The organism is Bacillus sp. MMSF_3353, assembly GCF_030733445.1.
Taxonomy (GTDB): domain Bacteria; phylum Bacillota; class Bacilli; order Bacillales; family Bacillaceae_G; genus Bacillus_A; species Bacillus_A wiedmannii.
This window is the reverse complement of sequence record NZ_JASHJA010000003.1, coordinates 390,801-410,629: the sequence shown is the minus strand read 5'-3', so window position 1 is coordinate 410,629 and position 19,829 is coordinate 390,801. Positions and strand designations below refer to the sequence as shown.

The following is a 19,829-nucleotide window of genomic DNA, read 5'->3' as shown; positions in this document are numbered from 1 at the left end:
GTATGTCAGAACTCACGATAAGGAGTGAACATAATGAGCTGCAATTGTAACGAAGACCATCATCACCATGATTGTGATTTCAACTGTGTATCGAATGTCGTTCGTTTTATACATGAATTACAAGAATGCGCAACTACAACATGTGGATCCGGTTGCGAAGTTCCATTTTTAGGTGCACATAACAATGCATCAGTAGCGAATACACGTCCTTTTATTTTATACACAAAGACTGGAGAACCTTTTGAAGCATTTGCACCATCTTCAAGCCTTACTAGCTGCCGATCTCCAATCTTTCGCGTAGAAAGTATAGATGATGATGACTGTGCTGTATTACGTGTATTAACTGTAGTTTTAGGTGATGGTACCTCTGTACCACCTGGTGATGACCCAATCTGTACGTTTTTAGCTGTACCAAATGCAAGGTTAGTATCGACATCTACTTGTATTACTGTTGATTTAAGTTGTTTCTGCGCTATTCAATGCTTACGTGATGTTTCTATATAAAACTAAATATTAATTTAAGCATGGATTGGGTGGCAGAGTTTTCTGCCACCCAATCCATGCTTAAAAGCTATTATTATGTATTTTTCATAAAATTGGGAACTTGTCTAGAACATAGAACCTGTCCTTTTCATTAACTGAAAGTAGAAACAGATAAAGGAGTGAAAAACATGTTCTCTTCTGATTGCGAATTTACTAAAATCGATTGCGAGGCGAAACCAGCTAGTACACTACCTGCCTTCGGTTTTGCTTTCAACGCGTCTGCACCTCAGTTTGCTTCACTATTCACACCATTACTATTACCTAGCGTAAGTCCAAACCCAAATATTACTGTTCCTGTAATAAATGATACAGTAAGTGTCGGAGATGGTATTCGAATTCTACGAGCTGGTATTTATCAAATCAGTTATACATTAACAATTAGTCTTGATAACTCACCTGTTGCACCAGAAGCTGGTCGTTTCTTCTTATCATTAGGTACGCCAGCTAACATTATTCCTGGATCAGGTACAGCAGTTCGTTCTAACGTTATTGGTACTGGTGAAGTAGACGTATCCAGTGGTGTTATTCTTATTAACTTAAACCCTGGTGATTTAATTCAAATTGTACCAGTTGAGTTAATTGGAACTGTGGACATCCGTGCTGCAGCATTAACAGTTGCACAAATTAGCTAGTAAAAAGCGGTATTTCTTCATTAGAAATACCGCTTTTTATATTTATAATAAAAAACACTCACAGTAATATGAGTGTTTCATTCTTCATAATGTTTTATTGTGTTCTTCTTTTTCCCGCAATTACATCCCTTTTTCTTCACAAATCCTTGTTGTTGTAATTGTTCTTGGTATGCCTGTTGTTGTGCTTGGTGTTGTTGCTGTATATGATACCATTGCTGCAGGTCATATGAATTTTGCCTTGGACTATTACTCACAGCAAACATCTCCTCTACTGTCAATTCTGTCTATTTACTATATGAACAACTCTTTATTTCCGTTCCCTCATTCCTTTAAACTCCGCTTTTTCTCGTATTATGAAAATATATTATTCTTCCATAAAATATCCTGTAATCGTTTCAATGATTGCCGCTGCTCCTGCAATAGCTAATAATGCAAGTAAAGGCTCTGCAACGATAGGAATCCAATTATATAAAACTAATAAAAAAGCACTAACCCATACACCTGTACACCAATAACAGCTTAATAATTCGCCAACCCACTTTCTTAATCCTTTACCTTTTACTTTTGTAAAAGTTGATACACTTCCATCTGGCTCTGTAATCTCTAACTCATCAATAAACGGTCTTCGCAAAAAGGCTGTAATTTTATCATAAACAATTAAACGAGTGAGCCTAAAGGCAGCTAACGCAAAAATAAAAAATAAAAGCCAGCTTGTAAACAGCATGATTCCACCTTCCCTTATCTTCTTTCGCCTATTTAAAAAAAAAGGTCTTGAGATTGTGACCAAATCTCCTCGACTCCAATATCTTATTAATGTAAATACAAACAAGAAGATAAGGAGTGACATTAATGAGTTGTAACGAAAATAAACACCATAGCTCTTCTCATTGTGTAGTTGACGTTGTAAAATTCATCAATGAATTACAAGATTGTTCTACAACAACGTGTGGATCTGGTTGTGAAATTCCATTTTTAGGTGCACACAACACTGCATCAGTAGCAAATACACGCCCTTTTATTTTATACACAAAAGCTGGCACACCATTTGAAGCATTTGCACCATCTGCAAGCCTTACTAGCTGCCGATCTCCAATTTTCCGTGTGGAAAGTGTAGATGACGATAGCTGTGCTGTCTTACGTGTGTTAACTGTAGTATTAGGTGACGGTTCTCCTGTACCGCCTGGTGACGATCCAATTTGTACGTTTTTAGCTGTACCAAATGCAAGATTAATCTCGACATCTACTTGTATCACTGTAGATTTAAGCTGTTTCTGTGCGATTCAGTGCTTACGCGACGTTTCTATCTAATAAGTTAAGTAAACTAAAAAACTATTGGGGTGGTAGAAGATTTGCTACCACCTTTACATATTTAAAAGCCCGCCATACTAATCGATTGGATATCATCTATAGACAACTTAATATCTCGCATACTATTTGGCGGCATAATAGCTACAATTCCATTACGATACGATATGATTGATCCAACATATGAGACTGTAGCTGTTTTTATTCTGCACCTTATTTTCGGAATATAATGAGGGCGGTTTAATAAAAAATGAATCTTCTCTTCATTATTCATATCCTTAAATGATTTATTATACGGGACAGTTCTCACTGGCTCTTGTTGTTCTTGTTGCTCTTGCTGCTCTTGCTGCTCTTGTACTTGTTCCGCTTCTTCCATTTTTTCTTCTACTTGTTGCTCTTCTTGTTGCTCTATTACCTCTTCCACAGCACTACTTACAATATTTTCGTTTTTATTACTTTCCTCTTTTCGATCTTCATTTTCAAAGTTTGTTAAGATAATTCTTTTTATTTTCGGTGCAGCAAGTTCCAAATTTACTTGCGCAATATATAACAACGGTTTTCCAACTGTTGAACTTTTATTTTTATTCTTCACACTCGTCCCTCCCACTTCCATACGTAGCTGAATAAATTGTGTACTATTATAGTTATATTCATAACGTGGTAAGAACTTTCGTTAAAAATTGTTCTTTCTAAGAACAAATAAAAAGGACAATCTCAACATTTAGAGATTGTCCTTTAAAAATTAATATTATATTTATCCTAGGATATGATACCCTGAATCAACGTGAATGTTTTCTCCTGTTACGCCGCGTGCTAAATCACTGAATAAGAATACTGCTGTATCCCCAACTTCTTCTGGAGTTGTTGTACGACGAAGTGGTGCGCGCTCCTCAATTTCTCTTAAAATTGAGTTAAAGTCGCCTACGCCTTTTGCAGATAACGTACGAATTGGTCCTGCAGAAATAGCGTTAACGCGAATGCCGTGTTGGCCTAAATCGTTAGCTAAATATTTTACGCTCGCTTCTAATGAAGCTTTCGCAACACCCATAACGTTATAGTTTTTCACAACGCGCTCGCCGCCAAGGTATGTTAGCGTTAAAATATTTCCGCCTTCTGTCATTACTTTCTTCGCTTCTCTTGCTACAGCTGTTAAAGAGAATGCACTAATATTTTGTGCAAGTAAAAATCCATCGCGAGAAGTATCTACAAATTCACCTTTTAAATCATCACGATTTGCAAAAGCAATACAGTGTGCAACACCGTGAATTGTACCAACCTCTTGCTTGATTGTTTCAAAGCAAGCTGTAAGTTCTTCATCATTTGTTACATCACAAGGTAATACAAGTGATTCTTGTCCTTCTAATGTGTCCGCTAATTCACGAACGTTTCTTTCTAAACGTTCTCCTGCATATGTGAATATTAATTTTGCACCTGCATTATGCAAAGAGCGAGCAATTCCCCACGCAATACTTCTTTGGTTCGCAACGCCCATAACAACAAATGTTTTCCCTTGTAATAGTTCCATGATATATCCTCCCAGAATTACTTATACTTGTTATTAGTACCTGATACTATAATTATAGTACCATAAAACCTCTTAAAGGCAAACAAAAAAGTCATTAACTTAAATTTTGTTAATGACTTTTTGTTTCTATAAAAAACCGCTCTAATCCTTCTTCCCAAGAAGGCATTTGTGAAAAACCATTTAATCGTAGCATGTTATGTTGGAAAACAGAATATTTCGGTCTAGCTGCCGCCGATCCAAATTCTTCGGTTGAAACAGGTAATACATTCACTTTCATATTTGCATCCGAGAATATTTTTTTGGCAAATTCAAACCAAGAACATGAGCCTCTATTTGATACATGATACGTACCGTATAAAGAAGTGTGAATGAGCTTATTAATCATCACATTTAAATCCGCCACATAAGTAGGAGAACCAATTTGATCCGCTACAACAGATAATTCTGCTCTTTCTTTTCCTAACCGCATCATCGTTTTCACAAAATTGTTTCCATACTTACCATATAACCACGATGTTCGAACGATAAAATATTTATTATGTAACTCTTTGACAAACTGCTCTCCCGCATACTTAGAAGCCCCGTATACATTTATCGGTGATGGATTATGAAACTCATGATAGCCATCTGGTCTGTCACCTTGAAATACATAATCGGTACTAATATAAACTAATTTCGCCCCTACTAATTGTGAAGCAACCGCTACATTTCGAGCTCCTATTGCATTTATTACATAAGCAAGGTCTTGTTCTTTCTCAGCATGATCAACCTTCGTATACGCTGCACAATGAATAATTATATGTGGCCTTATTTCTTGTACCACTTGCTGCATTCGGGATATATTTGTTATATCTAGTAACTTTTTATCAAATGGATATATGTCATATTCTTCAGCATTTAACTCTTCTTGTAGTTGCTTTCCCAATTGACCATTTGCTCCCGTTATGATAATCCGTTCTTTCATTTATATGCCCCTTATTTTTCTTTTAGTGGTTTCCACCATTCTATATGATTTTCATACCATTCCACCGTTTCTTTTAGCCCCTGTTCAAACGTATACTGTGGTTCCCACCCGAGCTCATTCTTCATCTTTTGTGCATCAATCGCATAACGACGATCATGCCCTAAACGGTCTGTAACATACGCAATATCTTCTTTCGTTTTTCCTAAGAGAGAGATAATTTGTTCCACAACATCTACATTGGTTTTTTCATTATTTCCACCTATATTATATACTTCTCCTATACGTCCCTTATGCAGAACAACGTCAATCGCACTACAATGATCCGTTACATGTAACCAATCTCTTACATTTAATCCATCGCCATATAACGGTAGTTTTTTTCCTTCCAGCGCATTCGTAACCATTAACGGAATTAACTTTTCAGGATATTGATACGGCCCATAGTTATTGGAGCAACGCGTTACTATAACTGGTAATTGATATGTTTTATAATAAGATAAAGCTATCATGTCGGCGCTCGCTTTGCTTGAAGAATATGGACTATTTGGAGCTAACGGGGTTTTCTCGGTAAATCTACCTATCTTACCTAACGAGCCGTACACCTCATCTGTTGATACTTGCACGAGTTTAATATGTGGATATTTTTTTACTAATTCTAATAAGGTGACTGTCCCAATTACATTTGTATCATAAAAAGGGATCGGATTTTCAATACTACGGTCCACATGTGATTCAGCTGCGAAATTGACAATTACTTGCACATCACGTTCCTTAATAACATGCTCCAGCAGCTCTCCATTTTGAATTTCACCTTTTACAAAATAGTAATTCGGATGATCTTGAATAGACTTTACATTATTTAAGTTTCCACTATATGTTAATGCATCGAAATTAATAATTTTATATGTTTCATAGCTTTGTAACATATAATGCACAAAATTACTTCCAATAAATCCGGCCCCACCTGTTACTAATATATTCATACACAACTCTCCTACTCAAAAACTATCTTCATATTCCTGAAGTAACGGTAATATTCGATCTTTATCAGACAAAATAGGGCTTGTTACCGGCCATGGAATTGCTAAGTCTTTATCGTCCCAAAGTACCCCTGAGTCATGATTAGCACTATAATACTCATCTACTTTATACATAACAATAGTATGCGGGACAAGTGTACAAAAACCATGTGCAAATCCTTTTGGCACTAATAATTGCCGATGATTATCCGCGCTTAAAATATATCCTCTCCACTGTTTAAACGTTGGTGAATTTTTTCGCAAATCAACGATAACATCATAAATTGCTCCTTGCATAACTTGAATAAGTTTCGTTTGTGCTTTCGGATTTTTTTGAAAGTGTAATCCCCGAATCGTTCCCGCTTCTGCCGAATACGAAACATTATCCTGTACAAATGAATACGTAACTCCCAATGTTTCTAGCACCTTCTTATTATAACTTTCAGTAAAAAAGCCACGCTCATCTCCAAATAACCTCGGTTCTAACAATTTCGCGTCGGTAAAGTTTGTTTCTATAACTTTCATATTCTCACCTATTCTCCGTTAAACTGTTTACCAAAGTTTATATCCCGCGCTAACGTATTCGCCCTTTGAAGAGAAACATGAGTTCCTGCATCAGTCCACCAACCGCTCATTTCATTATAAGTAAGTACCCCTCGTTTTAAATACCAATTATTGATATCTGTAATTTCAAGCTCTCCCCTTGCGGAAGGTTTTAATTCTTTTATATAAGAAAAGACTTTCGGGTCATATAAATAAATTCCTGTGACTGCATAGGAACTTTGCGGCTCTTTCGGCTTTTCTTCAATTTCAATTATTTTACGATTTTGAATATTTGCTACGCCAAATCTCTCAGGATCATCTACAGATTGCAGCAGTACTTTCGCACCTTCTTTTTGATTTGCAAACTCTTCAACATACGGACGAATATCATCCGAAAAAATGTTATCGCCTAATATAACTACCATGCGATCATTCCCAACAAAATCTTCACAAAGCCCTAATGCTTGTGCAATTCCGCCAGCCTTATCTTGCACACGATACGTAAAGGACACGCCAAACTCTTGACCGCTTCCTAAAAAACTAACAACATCTCCCATATGCTCTTTACCTGTAATAATCATAATATCTGTAATCTCACATTGTTTCAGCTTATATACTGCATGATAAATCATTGGGTAACGTCCAACAGGAAGCAAATGTTTATTCGTTACTTTCGTTATTGGATATAGCCTCGATCCAGTACCACCTGCTAAAATAATCCCTTTCACTCTGCATCTCTCCCTTATGATGGAGATAAAATATCTTTATACTGTTCTACAAACACTTTTCGATCTTTCTCATATGTATCCGCATCAAATTCATCTCCGTTATAATGAATACACCATAAATTTGATTGATTTGGGATACCAATTAAATAACCAGCCCTTTGAAACTCTAAAGACTGTGATACATCATAAAAGTGGAACCCTTGAAACAAATCTTCTCGCCACGGAATATCATACTGCGTTGCCATGAATAAGCCATCAATTGCCTGCACCGACATAAAAGATTGGCTTCCATAAAACCCCTGATCTAAATTTAATAATTGATAATTCCGTCTTCTATACTCAATCACTTTCCCTACTAAATTTTTCCCTTCCCACCATATCCCGTTACTCGGTAAAAATTGGGCTCCAGCTACTCCAATTAAGCCGAGCTTTTCATTATCTTTAAAAAGGGAAATAATTGTATAGAACATCTCTCGATTAATAAAATAAGTATCCTGATGTATATAAACCTTATACTTCGCGGGATATGAAAGTGCTCGGTTATATGCGCTTGCCATACTTTTCGCATCTCGTATCGGAAAAATTTGTACGACATAATCAGGGGGAACAAAAAGGTTTCTTATTTGTCTCTCGCATTGTTCAAATAGCTCTTCATTATTTACACAAACAACAACTAATATTGTACGATCCTTCATTTTGTAGCCCCTCTATTCGTCTTGATTTACATCTGACATATAGTTCTCCACAAATATCTTTCTATACTTGTCATAGTTGGTCATATTCACATCAATATGATAGTGAATGCACCACGCATCACGCTGTACAGGAACCCCAACTGTATAGCCAGCTTTTCTAAATTCAAACGACTGAGATACATCATAATAGTCAAACCCATCAAACAAGTCTTCTCGCCAGGGAATATCGTATTGCGTTGCCATCAATAAACCGTCGATACATTCCACAGGCATAAATGTTTTTGACTCATGGTACGGCTGTTCTTGAGTTGCCATATAAAATAAATCGTTCATATAACCAATTACTTTCCCAATAACTCCCTTGCCTTCATTCCATATCCCGTTTGGAGGAACATATTGGGCTCCAATCATTCCAATCATTCCAAGATGTTCATGTTCGTTAAATAATTGAAGTAATCCATATAAAAATGCCACATTCATAATGAAAACATCTTGGTGTATATATACTTTATATTTCGCTGGATGCGAAATCGCTTGATTATATCCGCTCGTCATACTTTTCGCATTCCGAATTGGCATAAATTGTACAGTATACCCTGGAGGCACTGCTAAGCTCAATATATGTCGTACACACTGTGCATACATTTTCCGATCATTTATACATGTAACAAATAATATTGTTTTTTCAGCAGCACTCATAGCTGTGATTTTTCTGCTTCAATAATATACTGAAATACGACCGTCTCAGCCATGAAGCCACTTCCAAGACGATATTTTTTACAAATTCCATATAATTCCTCAATAAGTGGTTCGTACATTTTATGATCAACATATACACGATCTACTTTACTAATCGAATAACCTGCTTTTAAAAACATTCGGAGCATTTCATTAAATGTAAAGAAACGAATATGCGTTTTATCTAATAAACCATATTCTGTATACGTCCAATTTCCAGCAAGTAACGGCGCTAATACTGAAATGTGAGCAACGTTTGGTATACTTGCTAAAATCACACCATTTTCTTTTATATATGGCTTTACTTTTTCTATTACAGCCCACGGATCAAATAAATGCTCTAATACGTCTCCGAATATGACGCAATCAAATTGCTCCTCCTCATACGGCATATCCATTGTTTCTATATCGCCTAAAACAACATGATCTAGTTTTTCTTTTGCTTGTTCTGCCGCCTCTGGGAATGCTTCGATTCCTGATACACGTGTGCCATTTTCTTTTATGACCGCTCCCAATGCACCACTCGAGCAACCGATATCAAGAACTTCTTTCCATTCCTTTTTTATATGCTTTAATAAATTCGGATTCACTGCATTATAATAATGCCCGGACTTTTCTTCGTATAAAGAATTTTTTGGGGAATTCATTTTACACACTCCTTATGCAAATTGAATTTGAAATATAAATCTCATTCACCAAATATTGGTTCCATTACTGATACACTAATATATAACCAATCTATTAGTGTTAGAATAACGATAAATCATTTCTAACAAAACGAAACTTATTACACTTTATATTGTTTATCAAAAACACCCCGAAAATATTTGCGGTTATATTCAATTGCAGCATTATTCGGAACATAAGAAGCTGCTAGTTCATTGTAATAATAAGCTTTATCTTGCTCTCCTAACTTGCTATAACAAATACACATTTGTAAATAGGGAAGCCATGTGTAGCTCGCTGGACTATGAAACGGACTCTCCGTCGCCATTGGTACTTCCGTTGCAAGTTTAAACCAAAATATCGCTTCGTTATATTTTTGTTGTTCCATATATATATATCCTATTCTTGTACAATTCTCTCCTCTAGGAACATCATATCGAAACGACTTCACGCAAGATTCAACTGCTTTCTCCCACATTCCAATCTTTGCATAGCAATCTCCTAACTTACCACATGCATAAATTTTCTCTTCATACCATCCTTCGTCTTGATTAAGAAATGTTTCATATAGTAGAACTGCATCATCATATTTTTGATTATCCATAGATTCATTCGCGTAATAAAATAAATCTCTCGGACTCAATTCTTCTCCAGCTGCTACAGCATCTTGAAAAATTTTCAAATTACGATTTGTTACCTTTTTTTCTTTTTTATGTGTAATAGCAACATTACTACTAAAAGTTTCACCAGAAATAGCTAAATATTCATGAACCTTTCCAAACCATTGAAATTGTTTTTCACGCTTTACAAGTCGATTTCTTTTTGTACAATATAAAGGTTTCCCGTTAGAATCCATTGCAAGATGATACGGCATCGAAACTGCATCCACATTAGGATCTAATTCTCTTTTTAATAGGATCAATGCCTCTTGAGCATCTTCTAATAACACATCATCAGCATCTAGCCATAATATATATTCTTGTGTTGCTTTCGAAAAAGAAAAATTTCTAGCTGCCGCAAAATCATTAATCCATGGAAAGTCATATATGTTGGAAGTATATTGAGCTACAATTTCTTTCGTTCGATCAATGGAACCTGTATCAACTACAATAATTTCATCAACAATTTTTTCTACTGCCTCTAAACATCGACCTATTGTATCTTCCTCATCTCGAACAATCATACATAAACTAATTGTGATTCCTTGCTTGTTCAACATAATCACCCTCTTCCAAATCAATCATATGTTATACATACAATAAACTTTCCACTTTTTTAACTTACACAAGCAGTTTAAGATTTCTTTTCAATAATTCAAATGTCCGTGTCATTTTCTTCCGGTTTTGCATCTACTATATAATGAACGCTTTATGGAGGTGAATTTATGTCAAATAATAATTATTCAGATGGATTGAATCCCGATGAATCTTTATCAGCTAGTGCATTTGACCCTAATCTTGTAGGACCAACATTACCACCAATACCACCGTTTACCCTTCCTACCGGACCAACTGGGCCGACTGGGCCGACTGGGCCGACTGGGCCAACTGTACCAACTGGACCGACTGGACCGACTGGGCCGACTGGACCGACTGGACCAACTGGACCGACTGGACCGACTGGACCGACTGGACCAACTGGAGACACTGGTACTACTGGACCAACTGGGCCAACTGGAGACACTGGTGCTACTGGACCAACTGGGCCAACTGGAGACACTGGTACTACTGGACCGACTGGGCCAACTGGAGACACTGGCGCGACTGGACCAACTGGTGCTACCGGACCGACTGGACCAACTGGGCCAACTGGACCGACTGGACCATCAGGACTAGGACTTCCAGCAGGATTATATGCATTTAACTCCGGTGGAATTTCTTTGGATCTTGGACTTAATGCTCCAGTACCATTTAATACTGTTGGATCTCAGTTCGGCACAGCAATTTCTCAATTAGATGCCGATACTTTCGTAATTAGTGAAACTGGATTCTATAAAATCACTGTTATCGTATATACTGCAGCCGTAAGTCTATTAGGAGGACTTACAATCCAAGTAAATGGGGTACCTGTACCTGGTACTGGAACGACTTTAATCTCAGTTGGAGCACCTATCGTTGTTCAAGCAATTACGCAAATTACGACAACTCCATCATTAGTTGAAGTAATTGTTACAGGACTTGGATTATCATTAGCTCTTGGTACGAGTGCATCCATTATTATTGAAAAAATCGCTTAATTTTTTCCTTAGCAGTAAAACTGATATCAGTTTTACTGCTTTTTCATTGGTAAATTCAATCATTAAATCCTTCTTTTCTACATAGTCATAATGTTGTATGACATTCTTCAGGAGGCAATTATATGGAAAATAAATCGGCTGTCCAGCTTTATCTTGAGTTATTAAAGAAAACAATTTTATTTGAAATATGGCTAGAATACGAACCATACTTACCTGCTTCTTTACATATATCTAAAGAACTATCATATGAACCAGTTACGGTTCCACTTCCTTTATTTCTTAAGCAGTATATAGAAAATCACAATTTAAAAATCGTTAATCCTAATGTTTCAAACGATGAGCGTCAAGGTGGCAAGGATTGGCCAAGAGCTGCACACAGTATGGTTGGTCGAAAACGTATGAATCAATTACAAGAGGCGATGGAAACTGTAGTCAGGGAAAATATAGAAGGCGATTTTATTGAAACTGGTGTATGGCGCGGAGGATCATGCATTTTTATGAATGGGTTTTTACAAGCAAACAACATTAAGGATCGTACTGTATGGGTTGCCGATTCGTTTGAAGGTCTGCCCGCACCTAACTTAGAACAATATCCGAAAGATTACGGTGATTATTTGCACACATTCGATTACTTACGAGTTTCTTTAGAAACAGTGCAAGAAAACTTTAGAAAATATGATTTATTAAATGATCAGGTGAAATTTTTAAAGGGTTGGTTTAAAGATACATTGCCTTCAGCACCGGTAGAAAAAATTGCAATTGCTCGCCTTGATGGTGATATGTATGAATCAACGATGGATAGTCTTGTAAATTTATACGATAAAGTTTCAACAGGTGGCTTTATTATTATTGATGATTATGGATTGATAACATGCGCAGAGGCTGTAACAGATTTCAGAAGTGAAAGAAACATAAAAGCTCCTATGACTCAAATTGATGATTTCGGTATTTATTGGCGAAAAGAATAGGATACAATTTTATTTTTTTGAGGGGTTCTATCACACTACTTATTCATAAGGACCTATCATGTAAAGTTCCCCTCACTATAAATGATTAACTTATATATGCAATAAAAATCTCTTACTTTACTACAAGGACGGAGTGAATGTATGAACGAAAATGAGAAAAAAATCACATTAATTCCACCCCCAGAACTCGTTCAATATGTAGGTGGTGACTTTGAAGAAGTTGGAAAAGAGTTTATACAGTATTTTATTGAATTTGGAAATTTAAAATCAAATGAAACAGTGTTAGATATAGGCTGCGGCATCGGCCGAATGGCGGTTCCATTAATGAATTATTTAAGTGATGATGGTACTTATTATGGATTTGACTTATTCAATGCGGGAATTACATGGTGCAAAAATAACATTTCAACACGCCGTAACAATTTCCATTTTGAACATGTCGATATATATAATCAATTCTACAATCCCGAAGGAAAAGAAGATGCTTCCGAATACAAGTTTCCATATGAAGATGAATCATTTGATTTTATTTTTTTAACGTCAGTATTTACCCATCTCCTTCCGAAAGAATTAGAACATTACGTATGCGAGATTGCACGAGTTCTAAAAAAAGATGGGAGATGTTTTATTACTTTCTTTTTAATTAATCCTGAATCTTCCTATTACTTAAACGCAGGACTAAGTACGTTAGGTTTTTATCATCAAATTGACAATTGTTATGTTCTAAATAAAGATATCCCGAACTTCGCAGTTGCCTATCCTGAAGAAGATATTCGTATCCTATTAAATAAGTATGGGCTAGAAGTACAGACTCCCCCTCATTATGGTTCATGGTGTAGCAGAACTAAACACACAAGTTATCAAGATATTATTCTTACACAAAAAACTTCTGAAAGGTAGTTGTATATGAATAATATTAAAAATCCGCCTCTCGTTTCCATCCTTATTCCCACCTATAATCGACCACATTATTTTAAAATTGCTTTAGAAAGTGCATTAGCACAAACATATTCAAATATTGAAATTATTGTAGGAGACGATAGCACAAATAATGAAACAGAAAAATTAATATACAGACATTATTTACATAAGCATAAACATATAACGTACATTCGAAATGCTTCTACTCTAGGACAATTTCATAACGCCCTTATGCTCTTAGAACAGTCAAATGGAGAGTACATAAATTTCTTAATGGACGATGATATATTTTATAATAATAAAATCGAAAAAATGATGTCTTATTTCCAACAAGACTTAAATAAAAATCTCGCGCTTATCACATCCTATCGCACTTGGATTAATGATAATGGAGATATAATTGAACAACATCCCTCCATGAAAAAATTATATGATGAAGATACTCTACTAAATGGGAAAGCTTTTGGAAACCGTATGCTTATACTGGGACAAAACATTATTGGTGAACCTACGACTGTACTCTTTCGAAAAGATCTATTAGCAGAACCATTCGGCACTTTAAATGGTAGAAAATATGGTTGTAGTGTTGATATGGCCTCTTGGATAAGTTTACTGTCAAAAGGTGATGCAATGTATATAACTGAGCCCTTAAGTTCATTCCGCCTTCATACGGGACAGCAAGTACATTACAAATTCCTTGAAGGCTGTGAAGATTTTTTACATCTCGTTTTAACCTCCAAAAAATATGGTTTCTTACAAGATAGCACCCATTATAAATCGAGTCTGTTAAAAGCTTGCGAATGGCACGATGATGCTGTGAATTTTTATCAGCTATACCCAAACCTCATTCCAACTTCCGATACACATGCCCGTCTCTCCTATTGTTTAAATATCATTACAAAAGAACTCCGAGAAATATAGTCCATCACACGGTAGGCACTATTCCTTCCGTGTGATGTATGACTTCCCACAAATAGTGGAATAAATGTATGCATAGTCTGCTTGTATATTATTTTTATCATGACATGATCCATATACTTACTAGGCGATAGAAAGGAATACATACATTGAAAGATCCAAATTCTCAATATCAAATAGACTACGTATTACTATTCATCTTATTTGCCATTGGGACTGTTAGTTGCTTTGCAATTGCAAGTGCACAAGCCTCTTTACCACCATTTTTGCAAAATGTAAATTTTGTATTAAAGCAAATCCAATGGTACTTCATTGGATTTATAGCCATCGGTTTTATTATGATTATCGATTTCGATCGTTATCAAAAAATTGCTTGGTATTTATATAGCTTTGCATTGGTACTACTAATTGGACTAGAACTTCAAGTACCAGGTGCCGTTACAATAAAAGGTGCGACCGCTTGGTACAGGCTTCCAGGCATCGGAAATTTCCAGCCTTCTGAAATTATGAAATTGTTTTTAATTATCGTCACCGGACGAATTATAGCAAATCACAATGAGAAATATTTTTTCCGAACAATACACAGCGATTTTTTATTACTCGGAAAAATATGTGCAACAAGTTTGCCACCCCTACTACTTATTGCAAAGGAACCTGATTTAGGAAACACAATGGTAATTTCAGCTATGCTCGCAGCAATGATACTAGTTTCTGGTATACGTTGGCGTTTTATTTTCGGATTAGTTTCTGGTATTTTTGTAGCTGGCGTTACATTAACGTATATTTTTTTTACTCATACAAAATTCTTTAAAGCACACATTTTACAAGAATATCAACTAAATCGCTTCTACGGCTGGTTAGCGCCATACAAATATGATGCGCAAGGCTATCAATTAAGACAAGCTTTCTTAGCTACTGGATCAGGGGAAATGCAAGGAAAAGGTTGGGAAAATGGACAAGTATACTTTCCAGAACCACATACGGATTTTATTTTCACCAATGTCGCTGAGCAATTCGGCTTTTTAGGCGCAAGTGTCATTGTTTCACTTTTTTTCCTACTTATTTTCCGCATGATTCATATCGCTTTAGAAAGTAATGACCCTTTCGGTAGTTACATCTGTGCTGGTACAATCGGAATGTTTACTTTTCAAGTATTTCAAAATATCGGGATGACCATCGGATTACTACCTATTACAGGAATTACATTACCCCTTATGAGCTACGGAGGAAGTTCCTTACTCACATACATGATAGCGATTGGCTTCGTTTTAAACGTTCGCTCAAGAACGAAAATCTTTATGTTTAAATGACGAGCAAAAACAGTATATTTTTATCTCTATCCTTTTTTAGATATACTAATGAAAAATATGGTGGAGGTTTAAATATGAAATTTGACATTATAGGGGATATTCATGGATGCTTTCAAGAGTTTCAAGATTTAACGACGAAACTCGGATACAACTGGAATAGTGACCTGCCGTTTCACCCTGACCAACGTAAGCTTGCTTTTGTTGGTGATATTACAGATCGCGGCCCTCATTCATTACGTATGATTGAAATTGTATGGGAACTTGTCATAAATAAAAAAGTAGCTTATTACGCTCCGGGAAATCACTGTAATAAACTATACCGTTTTTTCCTTGGGCGTAATGTGACAATCGCTCATGGACTCGAAACAACTGTTGCCGAATATGAAGCACTGCCTTCTCATAAACAAAACATTATAAAAGAAAAATTTATCACCCTTTACGAGCAATCCCCTTTATATCACGTACTCGATGAGAAAAGGTTAATTGTATGTCACGCTGGAATTCGGCAAGATTACATAGGAAGACAAGATAAAAAAGTACAAACCTTTGTATTATATGGCGATATTACAGGAGAAAAACATGCTGACGGCTCTCCTGTCCGTCGCGACTGGGCACAAGAATATAAAGGAAAAGCTTGGATTGTATATGGACATACACCAGTTAAAGAACCTCGCTTTGTAAATCATACAGTCAATATTGACACTGGAGCTGTATTTGGTGGCAAACTAACCGGACTACGTTATCCTGAGATGGAGACCGTTTCCGTCCCTTCCTCCCTGTCTTTTGTCCCTGAGAAATTTCGCCCAATTTCATAACTATCCTTATTTCAGATACCATTCACAAATTACGAGGATTACCGTATCATTTAGGCGGCTCTCCTATAAAAACTAGGTAAAGTAATTAAAAAAAGATGCAATAAAGTGCATCTTTTTTTAATTACACGGCATATACTGTCGCAGGAGGTGACAGAATGAAGAAAAAATCTTCTAAACAAAAAAGAAAATGCCCGCCTTTTTATCTGCCCATGTACGGAATTAACAACTGGTGCAGCATTCGAGCTGCAGCTTTAGAAGAACCGGACGGACAAGGGGCTTCCCCCAAAAACAAAGCTAAACCAAAATATGTCTCTTTAGAAAATGCTGTAATGAGCCGCATAATCGATAATAGAAAAACAAAGATGCAGCAAAAAAATAAACCTCTCTCTACTCACACTGAACAGGTTGTGCCTTCTGAGCAAACAGAGAAAAATACAGAAGAAGACATCCCTGTAGCAATAAATAAAAAAGCAGAATCAGAAATTCCAGCTGCTATTATAAATCAAGTGAAAAAAATAAGAAAAGCATTAGCACCATCCAATGATATACAAACAGAAAAAACGATCATAATTCAAACTCCTACACCTGAAAATACAAAAGTAAAAAAAGGGGGACGATATGCACATGCAGAGGGGCTTCACTCTAATGCAGAGGGTACAGCTTCACATGCAGAAGGACTTCTTACACACGCAAAAGCTTCTTTCTCTCATGCGGAAGGATCAAAAACGAAAGCAACTGGACATAGTTCCCATAGTGAAGGAAGTGAAACGACAGCAGGTGGCTCTTATTCTCATGCGGAAGGTAAACATACAATCGCTTTAGGCGAAGCAGCACATGCAGAAGGAACCGCGACTATCGCTAACGGATTCTCTTCTCATGCGGAAGGTAATCATACATCAACAGCTCATTTTGCAGGTAGCCATATTATGGGGCGCTTCGGCACAGCAGAAGAATCTTATTCTTGGTTTATTGCAAACGGCACAAATGAAACCGATCATAATATCGGTGCAAAGTGGCTTGCTCATAATGGGGAAATGTATATTGATGGCGCTTCTTACAATGCAAGTGGAACTGATTTTGCACAAATGTTTGAAACAACAGACAATAATTTTATTGATGTAGGTTATTTCGTTACATTTAGTAGCGAAGAAAAAATTCGGATCGCTACTTCAAACGATTCATTCATTTTAGGAATATCTAGTGCAACCCCCGCCCTTATAGGAAATAGCGGTGCTTTAAGTTGGCAAAAACGCTATAAAACAGATAACTTTGGAAAACGCCAATATGTACGTACGGAATCGCAAGACATACAACCTCTTTTAAATACAGAATGGGATCCAACTTGCAAATATATAGCAAGAAAAGATCGTACCGAGTGGCTTCCTGTCGGATTAATTGGACAAATGTTAGTACGCGATGACGGCACTTGCGAAACGCATGGATATTGTCGTCCAAATAACGATGGCATTGCTACAAAATCCGAAAGTGGCTTTTTCGTTATAAAGCGCACGGGTGAAAATCAAATTTTAATATTATTCCGCTAAGAAAAAAGGGAACAAAATTCTTCGTTACATAAGAATTTTGTTCCCTTTTTAAGTATGCCTTAATACCTCTTCCATATCGCTTGGAATCGTTGTAGTGAAAGACATTTCCTTCTCTAAAATAGGATGATAAAACGTCAAAGATGTACTATGAAGTGCTTGACGTTTTATCACACCTCTTCTTCCTCCATATAAATCATCACCAAGTAACGGGTGGCCTATATGAGCCATATGTACACGAATTTGATGCGTTCTTCCGGTCTCAAGCTCAAGTGATACATGCGTCTTATGATTGGCGCTATCCATCACTCTAAAATGAGTAACTGCTCTTTGCCCATTTTCACAAACGGTTCGCTCAATAATGCTATCCGATTTTCGTCCAATCGGTGCATCAATCGTTCCTTCTCGTTCTATCATCTCACCGTGAACAATTGCTTCATATGTTCTTTTCACAGCTTTTTGTTGATGCTGTTTCGATAAAAGATGATGCACGAAACGATTTTTTGCAATAAGCATAAGCCCTGAAGTATCACGATCTAATCTTGTTACGATATGCACCGTACTTGCAAGATGCTGCTTATCATAATGAGATAAGAGCGCATTCGCAACACTACCTGCCGGATGTTCTCTAGACGGAATCGTTGACATGTTCGCCTCTTTGTTTATGACAAGAACCGCATCATCTTCATATACAATACATAAAGGGATATCTTCTTTAATCATCCCTTCACTTCTTTCTTCCACTGGAAAAAAGACACGTAATTCTTCACCAGCTTGCAACTGATGACGAACACTGGCATGTTGATTATTTACTTCAATAGCTCCGCCGCGAAATTTTATATCCGTTAAGGCGGCTTTAGAAATCCCTTTTGTTTTTAAAAATTCTCTAACTAAAGTTCCCTCTTCAGCCGATTCTATATCCCATTTCAATGTAAATCTGTTCAAATATATAAACCCTTTCTATTTATCTGCAACAAACGAATCACGAACTCGTTTCCAGAACGGGAACGGACGGAAACGAACAAATCGTACTTTCTCGTTTGCAACGCGATACTGGATTGATTTCACATCTTGATGAACCATCGTTAAATGGTCCACCGTAATTTGTAAGTTCATTCCCGCAGCCGGCTTCAACACACATGTATGATGCTTCGGCAATACGAGTGGCGAGCCTACAGTACGAAACACACGGTTATTAATAGATGCCATTTCTGCAATTTGAATCGCTTCAATAGAAGGGTGAATAATCGCTCCGCCAAGCGCCTTATTATACGCAGTACTTCCCGAAGGAGTAGAAATACAAAGGCCATCCCCGCGGAACGTTTCAAAGTACTCTCCGCGTATTTCCACTTCTGTTACTAATGTACCTTCCGCACTTTTAACAGTTGCTTCATTCATCGCCAAATACTGTGACTCTTTACTCCCATTCACATAGCGAATAATCACTTCTAAAAGCGGATATTCCACCACTTGGAATGGTGTTTTAGCAATTGCAATTACTAATTTCTCTACTTCTGTCGGTAACCAATCTGCATAGAAACCTAAATGCCCTGTATGTACACCAACAAATGCTGTTTCATCCAATCGATTATAATAACGATGAAATGCATATAAAAGCGTTCCATCTCCCCCAACAGAAATTACAATATCGGGTTCCTTTTCATCCATTATAAATCCAAAATCTAGCAAGTATTCTTTCATCGTGCTTGCCAGTGTATCTGATGATTGATCTCCCTTTGACATAATTGTAAATTTCATCGCC

At 36.7% G+C, this 19,829-nt stretch carries 24 protein-coding genes; 10 read left to right on the top strand and 14 right to left on the bottom strand.

Annotation, left to right across the window (positions count from 1 at the left end; translation table 11 throughout):
- Window positions 1–33 precede the first annotated feature (33 nt).
- Together cotY and exsF are read left to right on the top strand one after the other, a co-directional pair.
- Complete coding sequence (gene cotY, locus RBB48_RS10190) at window positions 34–504, top strand: spore coat protein CotY (protein WP_001277699.1); 471 nt, start codon at window positions 34–36, stop codon at window positions 502–504.
- A 167-nt stretch (window positions 505–671) separates the two neighbouring features.
- The gene (exsF, locus tag RBB48_RS10185) at window positions 672–1,175 is read left to right on the top strand and encodes an exosporium protein ExsF (protein ID WP_000492937.1); all 504 of its coding nucleotides are present in this window, start codon (window positions 672–674) and stop codon (window positions 1,173–1,175) included.
- Window positions 1,176–1,252: 77 nt separating this feature from the next.
- Here the strand turns inward: exsF and RBB48_RS10180 are convergent, their stop codons facing one another.
- Window positions 1,253–1,438: a hypothetical protein gene (locus RBB48_RS10180; protein ID WP_033657682.1), complete on the bottom strand. Its 186-nt coding sequence runs from the start codon at window positions 1,436–1,438 to the stop codon at window positions 1,253–1,255.
- 101 nt (window positions 1,439–1,539) lie between these two features.
- Window positions 1,540–1,899 carry a DUF1360 domain-containing protein gene (locus RBB48_RS10175; RefSeq protein ID WP_097890443.1) on the bottom strand — a complete coding sequence of 120 codons (360 nt, stop codon included), beginning with the start codon at window positions 1,897–1,899 and terminating at the stop codon, window positions 1,540–1,542.
- A 125-nt stretch (window positions 1,900–2,024) separates the two neighbouring features.
- Between RBB48_RS10175 and exsY the strand changes: the two genes are divergently transcribed.
- The gene (gene exsY / locus RBB48_RS10170; protein ID WP_088062499.1) at window positions 2,025–2,483 is read left to right on the top strand and encodes an exosporium assembly protein ExsY; all 459 of its coding nucleotides are present in this window, start codon (window positions 2,025–2,027) and stop codon (window positions 2,481–2,483) included.
- Window positions 2,484–2,544: 61 nt separating this feature from the next.
- On the opposite strand, the gene RBB48_RS10165 is transcribed toward exsY, so the two are convergent.
- The 10 genes from RBB48_RS10165 to RBB48_RS10120 all read right to left on the bottom strand — a co-directional run bounded on the left by RBB48_RS10165 (window position 2,545) and on the right by RBB48_RS10120 (window position 10,577).
- On the bottom strand, window positions 2,545–3,093 hold the full coding sequence (locus RBB48_RS10165) for a spore coat CotO family protein (RefSeq protein ID WP_306007602.1): 549 nt from the start codon (window positions 3,091–3,093) through the stop codon (window positions 2,545–2,547).
- 141 nt (window positions 3,094–3,234) lie between these two features.
- Window positions 3,235–4,005: an enoyl-ACP reductase FabI gene (gene fabI, locus RBB48_RS10160; RefSeq protein WP_000421885.1), complete on the bottom strand. Its 771-nt coding sequence runs from the start codon at window positions 4,003–4,005 to the stop codon at window positions 3,235–3,237.
- 109 nt (window positions 4,006–4,114) lie between these two features.
- Window positions 4,115–4,969 carry a dTDP-4-dehydrorhamnose reductase gene (rfbD, locus tag RBB48_RS10155; protein ID WP_046958302.1) on the bottom strand — a complete coding sequence of 285 codons (855 nt, stop codon included), beginning with the start codon at window positions 4,967–4,969 and terminating at the stop codon, window positions 4,115–4,117.
- An 11-nt stretch (window positions 4,970–4,980) separates the two neighbouring features.
- Entirely contained in the window at window positions 4,981–5,952 is a 972-nt protein-coding gene (gene rfbB / locus RBB48_RS10150; protein WP_149213216.1) for a dTDP-glucose 4,6-dehydratase, read from the bottom strand.
- A gap of 15 nt (window positions 5,953–5,967) precedes the next feature.
- Complete coding sequence (gene rfbC, locus RBB48_RS10145; protein ID WP_088062494.1) at window positions 5,968–6,513, bottom strand: dTDP-4-dehydrorhamnose 3,5-epimerase; 546 nt, start codon at window positions 6,511–6,513, stop codon at window positions 5,968–5,970.
- 8 nt (window positions 6,514–6,521) lie between these two features.
- Window positions 6,522–7,259 carry a sugar phosphate nucleotidyltransferase gene (locus RBB48_RS10140; RefSeq protein WP_088062492.1) on the bottom strand — a complete coding sequence of 246 codons (738 nt, stop codon included), beginning with the start codon at window positions 7,257–7,259 and terminating at the stop codon, window positions 6,522–6,524.
- A 14-nt stretch (window positions 7,260–7,273) separates the two neighbouring features.
- Window positions 7,274–7,954, bottom strand: a complete 681-nt coding sequence (locus RBB48_RS10135; protein ID WP_306007601.1) for a glycosyltransferase family protein — start codon at window positions 7,952–7,954, stop codon at window positions 7,274–7,276.
- Window positions 7,955–7,966: 12 nt separating this feature from the next.
- Window positions 7,967–8,653: a glycosyltransferase family protein gene (locus RBB48_RS10130; protein ID WP_088062488.1), complete on the bottom strand. Its 687-nt coding sequence runs from the start codon at window positions 8,651–8,653 to the stop codon at window positions 7,967–7,969.
- Window positions 8,650–9,339 (bottom strand): class I SAM-dependent methyltransferase, encoded by a 690-nt coding sequence (locus RBB48_RS10125; RefSeq protein ID WP_088062486.1) that lies wholly within the window; start codon window positions 9,337–9,339, stop codon window positions 8,650–8,652. The genes RBB48_RS10130 and RBB48_RS10125 overlap by 4 nt, the downstream gene beginning before the upstream one ends.
- A gap of 140 nt (window positions 9,340–9,479) precedes the next feature.
- On the bottom strand, window positions 9,480–10,577 hold the full coding sequence (locus tag RBB48_RS10120) for a glycosyltransferase (RefSeq protein ID WP_088062484.1): 1,098 nt from the start codon (window positions 10,575–10,577) through the stop codon (window positions 9,480–9,482).
- Window positions 10,578–10,742: 165 nt separating this feature from the next.
- On the opposite strand from RBB48_RS10120, the gene RBB48_RS10115 reads away from it, so the two are divergent.
- From RBB48_RS10115 to RBB48_RS10085, 7 genes are all read left to right on the top strand, one after another.
- Window positions 10,743–11,594 (top strand): BclA C-terminal domain-containing protein, encoded by an 852-nt coding sequence (locus tag RBB48_RS10115; RefSeq protein ID WP_088608368.1) that lies wholly within the window; start codon window positions 10,743–10,745, stop codon window positions 11,592–11,594.
- A gap of 122 nt (window positions 11,595–11,716) precedes the next feature.
- Window positions 11,717–12,562, top strand: coding sequence for a TylF/MycF family methyltransferase (locus tag RBB48_RS10110; RefSeq protein WP_088062481.1), 846 nt, complete (start codon window positions 11,717–11,719; stop codon window positions 12,560–12,562).
- 141 nt (window positions 12,563–12,703) lie between these two features.
- Window positions 12,704–13,462 (top strand): class I SAM-dependent methyltransferase, encoded by a 759-nt coding sequence (locus RBB48_RS10105; protein WP_088121629.1) that lies wholly within the window; start codon window positions 12,704–12,706, stop codon window positions 13,460–13,462.
- 6 nt (window positions 13,463–13,468) lie between these two features.
- Window positions 13,469–14,404 (top strand): glycosyltransferase family 2 protein, encoded by a 936-nt coding sequence (locus RBB48_RS10100; RefSeq protein ID WP_097890453.1) that lies wholly within the window; start codon window positions 13,469–13,471, stop codon window positions 14,402–14,404.
- Between the two features lie 146 nt (window positions 14,405–14,550).
- Window positions 14,551–15,711, top strand: a complete 1,161-nt coding sequence (locus RBB48_RS10095; RefSeq protein ID WP_088062475.1) for an FtsW/RodA/SpoVE family cell cycle protein — start codon at window positions 14,551–14,553, stop codon at window positions 15,709–15,711.
- A gap of 74 nt (window positions 15,712–15,785) precedes the next feature.
- Window positions 15,786–16,526 (top strand): bis(5'-nucleosyl)-tetraphosphatase PrpE, encoded by a 741-nt coding sequence (gene prpE / locus RBB48_RS10090; RefSeq protein ID WP_088062473.1) that lies wholly within the window; start codon window positions 15,786–15,788, stop codon window positions 16,524–16,526.
- Window positions 16,527–16,681: 155 nt separating this feature from the next.
- Window positions 16,682–18,070: a peptidase G2 autoproteolytic cleavage domain-containing protein gene (locus tag RBB48_RS10085; protein ID WP_088121626.1), complete on the top strand. Its 1,389-nt coding sequence runs from the start codon at window positions 16,682–16,684 to the stop codon at window positions 18,068–18,070.
- Window positions 18,071–18,118: 48 nt separating this feature from the next.
- Here the strand turns inward: RBB48_RS10085 and RBB48_RS10080 are convergent, their stop codons facing one another.
- Complete coding sequence (locus RBB48_RS10080) at window positions 18,119–19,012, bottom strand: RluA family pseudouridine synthase (RefSeq protein ID WP_097890457.1); 894 nt, start codon at window positions 19,010–19,012, stop codon at window positions 18,119–18,121.
- 15 nt (window positions 19,013–19,027) lie between these two features.
- Window positions 19,028–19,825, bottom strand: coding sequence for an NAD kinase (locus RBB48_RS10075; protein WP_000673190.1), 798 nt, complete (start codon window positions 19,823–19,825; stop codon window positions 19,028–19,030).
- Window positions 19,826–19,829 lie beyond the last annotated feature (4 nt).

Bases quoted from the DNA above. Each gene is read 5' to 3' on its own strand.
- RBB48_RS10180 (WP_033657682.1), bottom strand. From the start codon at position 1,438: ATGTTTGCTGTGAGTAATAGTCCAAGGCAAAATTCATATGACCTGCAG.
- exsY (WP_088062499.1), top strand. From the start codon at position 2,025: ATGAGTTGTAACGAAAATAAACACCATAGCTCTTCTCATTGTGTAGTT.
- RBB48_RS10110 (WP_088062481.1), top strand. From the start codon at position 11,717: ATGGAAAATAAATCGGCTGTCCAGCTTTATCTTGAGTTATTAAAGAAA.
- RBB48_RS10115 (WP_088608368.1), top strand. From the start codon at position 10,743: ATGTCAAATAATAATTATTCAGATGGATTGAATCCCGATGAATCTTTA.
- RBB48_RS10175 (WP_097890443.1), bottom strand. From the start codon at position 1,899: ATGCTGTTTACAAGCTGGCTTTTATTTTTTATTTTTGCGTTAGCTGCC.
- RBB48_RS10125 (WP_088062486.1), bottom strand. From the start codon at position 9,339: ATGAATTCCCCAAAAAATTCTTTATACGAAGAAAAGTCCGGGCATTAT.
- RBB48_RS10100 (WP_097890453.1), top strand. From the start codon at position 13,469: ATGAATAATATTAAAAATCCGCCTCTCGTTTCCATCCTTATTCCCACC.
- RBB48_RS10085 (WP_088121626.1), top strand. From the start codon at position 16,682: ATGAAGAAAAAATCTTCTAAACAAAAAAGAAAATGCCCGCCTTTTTAT.
- RBB48_RS10130 (WP_088062488.1), bottom strand. From the start codon at position 8,653: ATGAGTGCTGCTGAAAAAACAATATTATTTGTTACATGTATAAATGAT.
- rfbC (WP_088062494.1), bottom strand. From the start codon at position 6,513: ATGAAAGTTATAGAAACAAACTTTACCGACGCGAAATTGTTAGAACCG.
- cotY (WP_001277699.1), top strand. From the start codon at position 34: ATGAGCTGCAATTGTAACGAAGACCATCATCACCATGATTGTGATTTC.
- fabI (WP_000421885.1), bottom strand. From the start codon at position 4,005: ATGGAACTATTACAAGGGAAAACATTTGTTGTTATGGGCGTTGCGAAC.
- RBB48_RS10120 (WP_088062484.1), bottom strand. From the start codon at position 10,577: ATGTTGAACAAGCAAGGAATCACAATTAGTTTATGTATGATTGTTCGA.
- RBB48_RS10165 (WP_306007602.1), bottom strand. From the start codon at position 3,093: ATGGAAGTGGGAGGGACGAGTGTGAAGAATAAAAATAAAAGTTCAACA.
- RBB48_RS10135 (WP_306007601.1), bottom strand. From the start codon at position 7,954: ATGAAGGATCGTACAATATTAGTTGTTGTTTGTGTAAATAATGAAGAG.
- rfbD (WP_046958302.1), bottom strand. From the start codon at position 4,969: ATGAAAGAACGGATTATCATAACGGGAGCAAATGGTCAATTGGGAAAG.
- RBB48_RS10105 (WP_088121629.1), top strand. From the start codon at position 12,704: ATGAACGAAAATGAGAAAAAAATCACATTAATTCCACCCCCAGAACTC.
- prpE (WP_088062473.1), top strand. From the start codon at position 15,786: ATGAAATTTGACATTATAGGGGATATTCATGGATGCTTTCAAGAGTTT.
- RBB48_RS10075 (WP_000673190.1), bottom strand. From the start codon at position 19,825: ATGAAATTTACAATTATGTCAAAGGGAGATCAATCATCAGATACACTG.
- exsF (WP_000492937.1), top strand. From the start codon at position 672: ATGTTCTCTTCTGATTGCGAATTTACTAAAATCGATTGCGAGGCGAAA.
- rfbB (WP_149213216.1), bottom strand. From the start codon at position 5,952: ATGAATATATTAGTAACAGGTGGGGCCGGATTTATTGGAAGTAATTTT.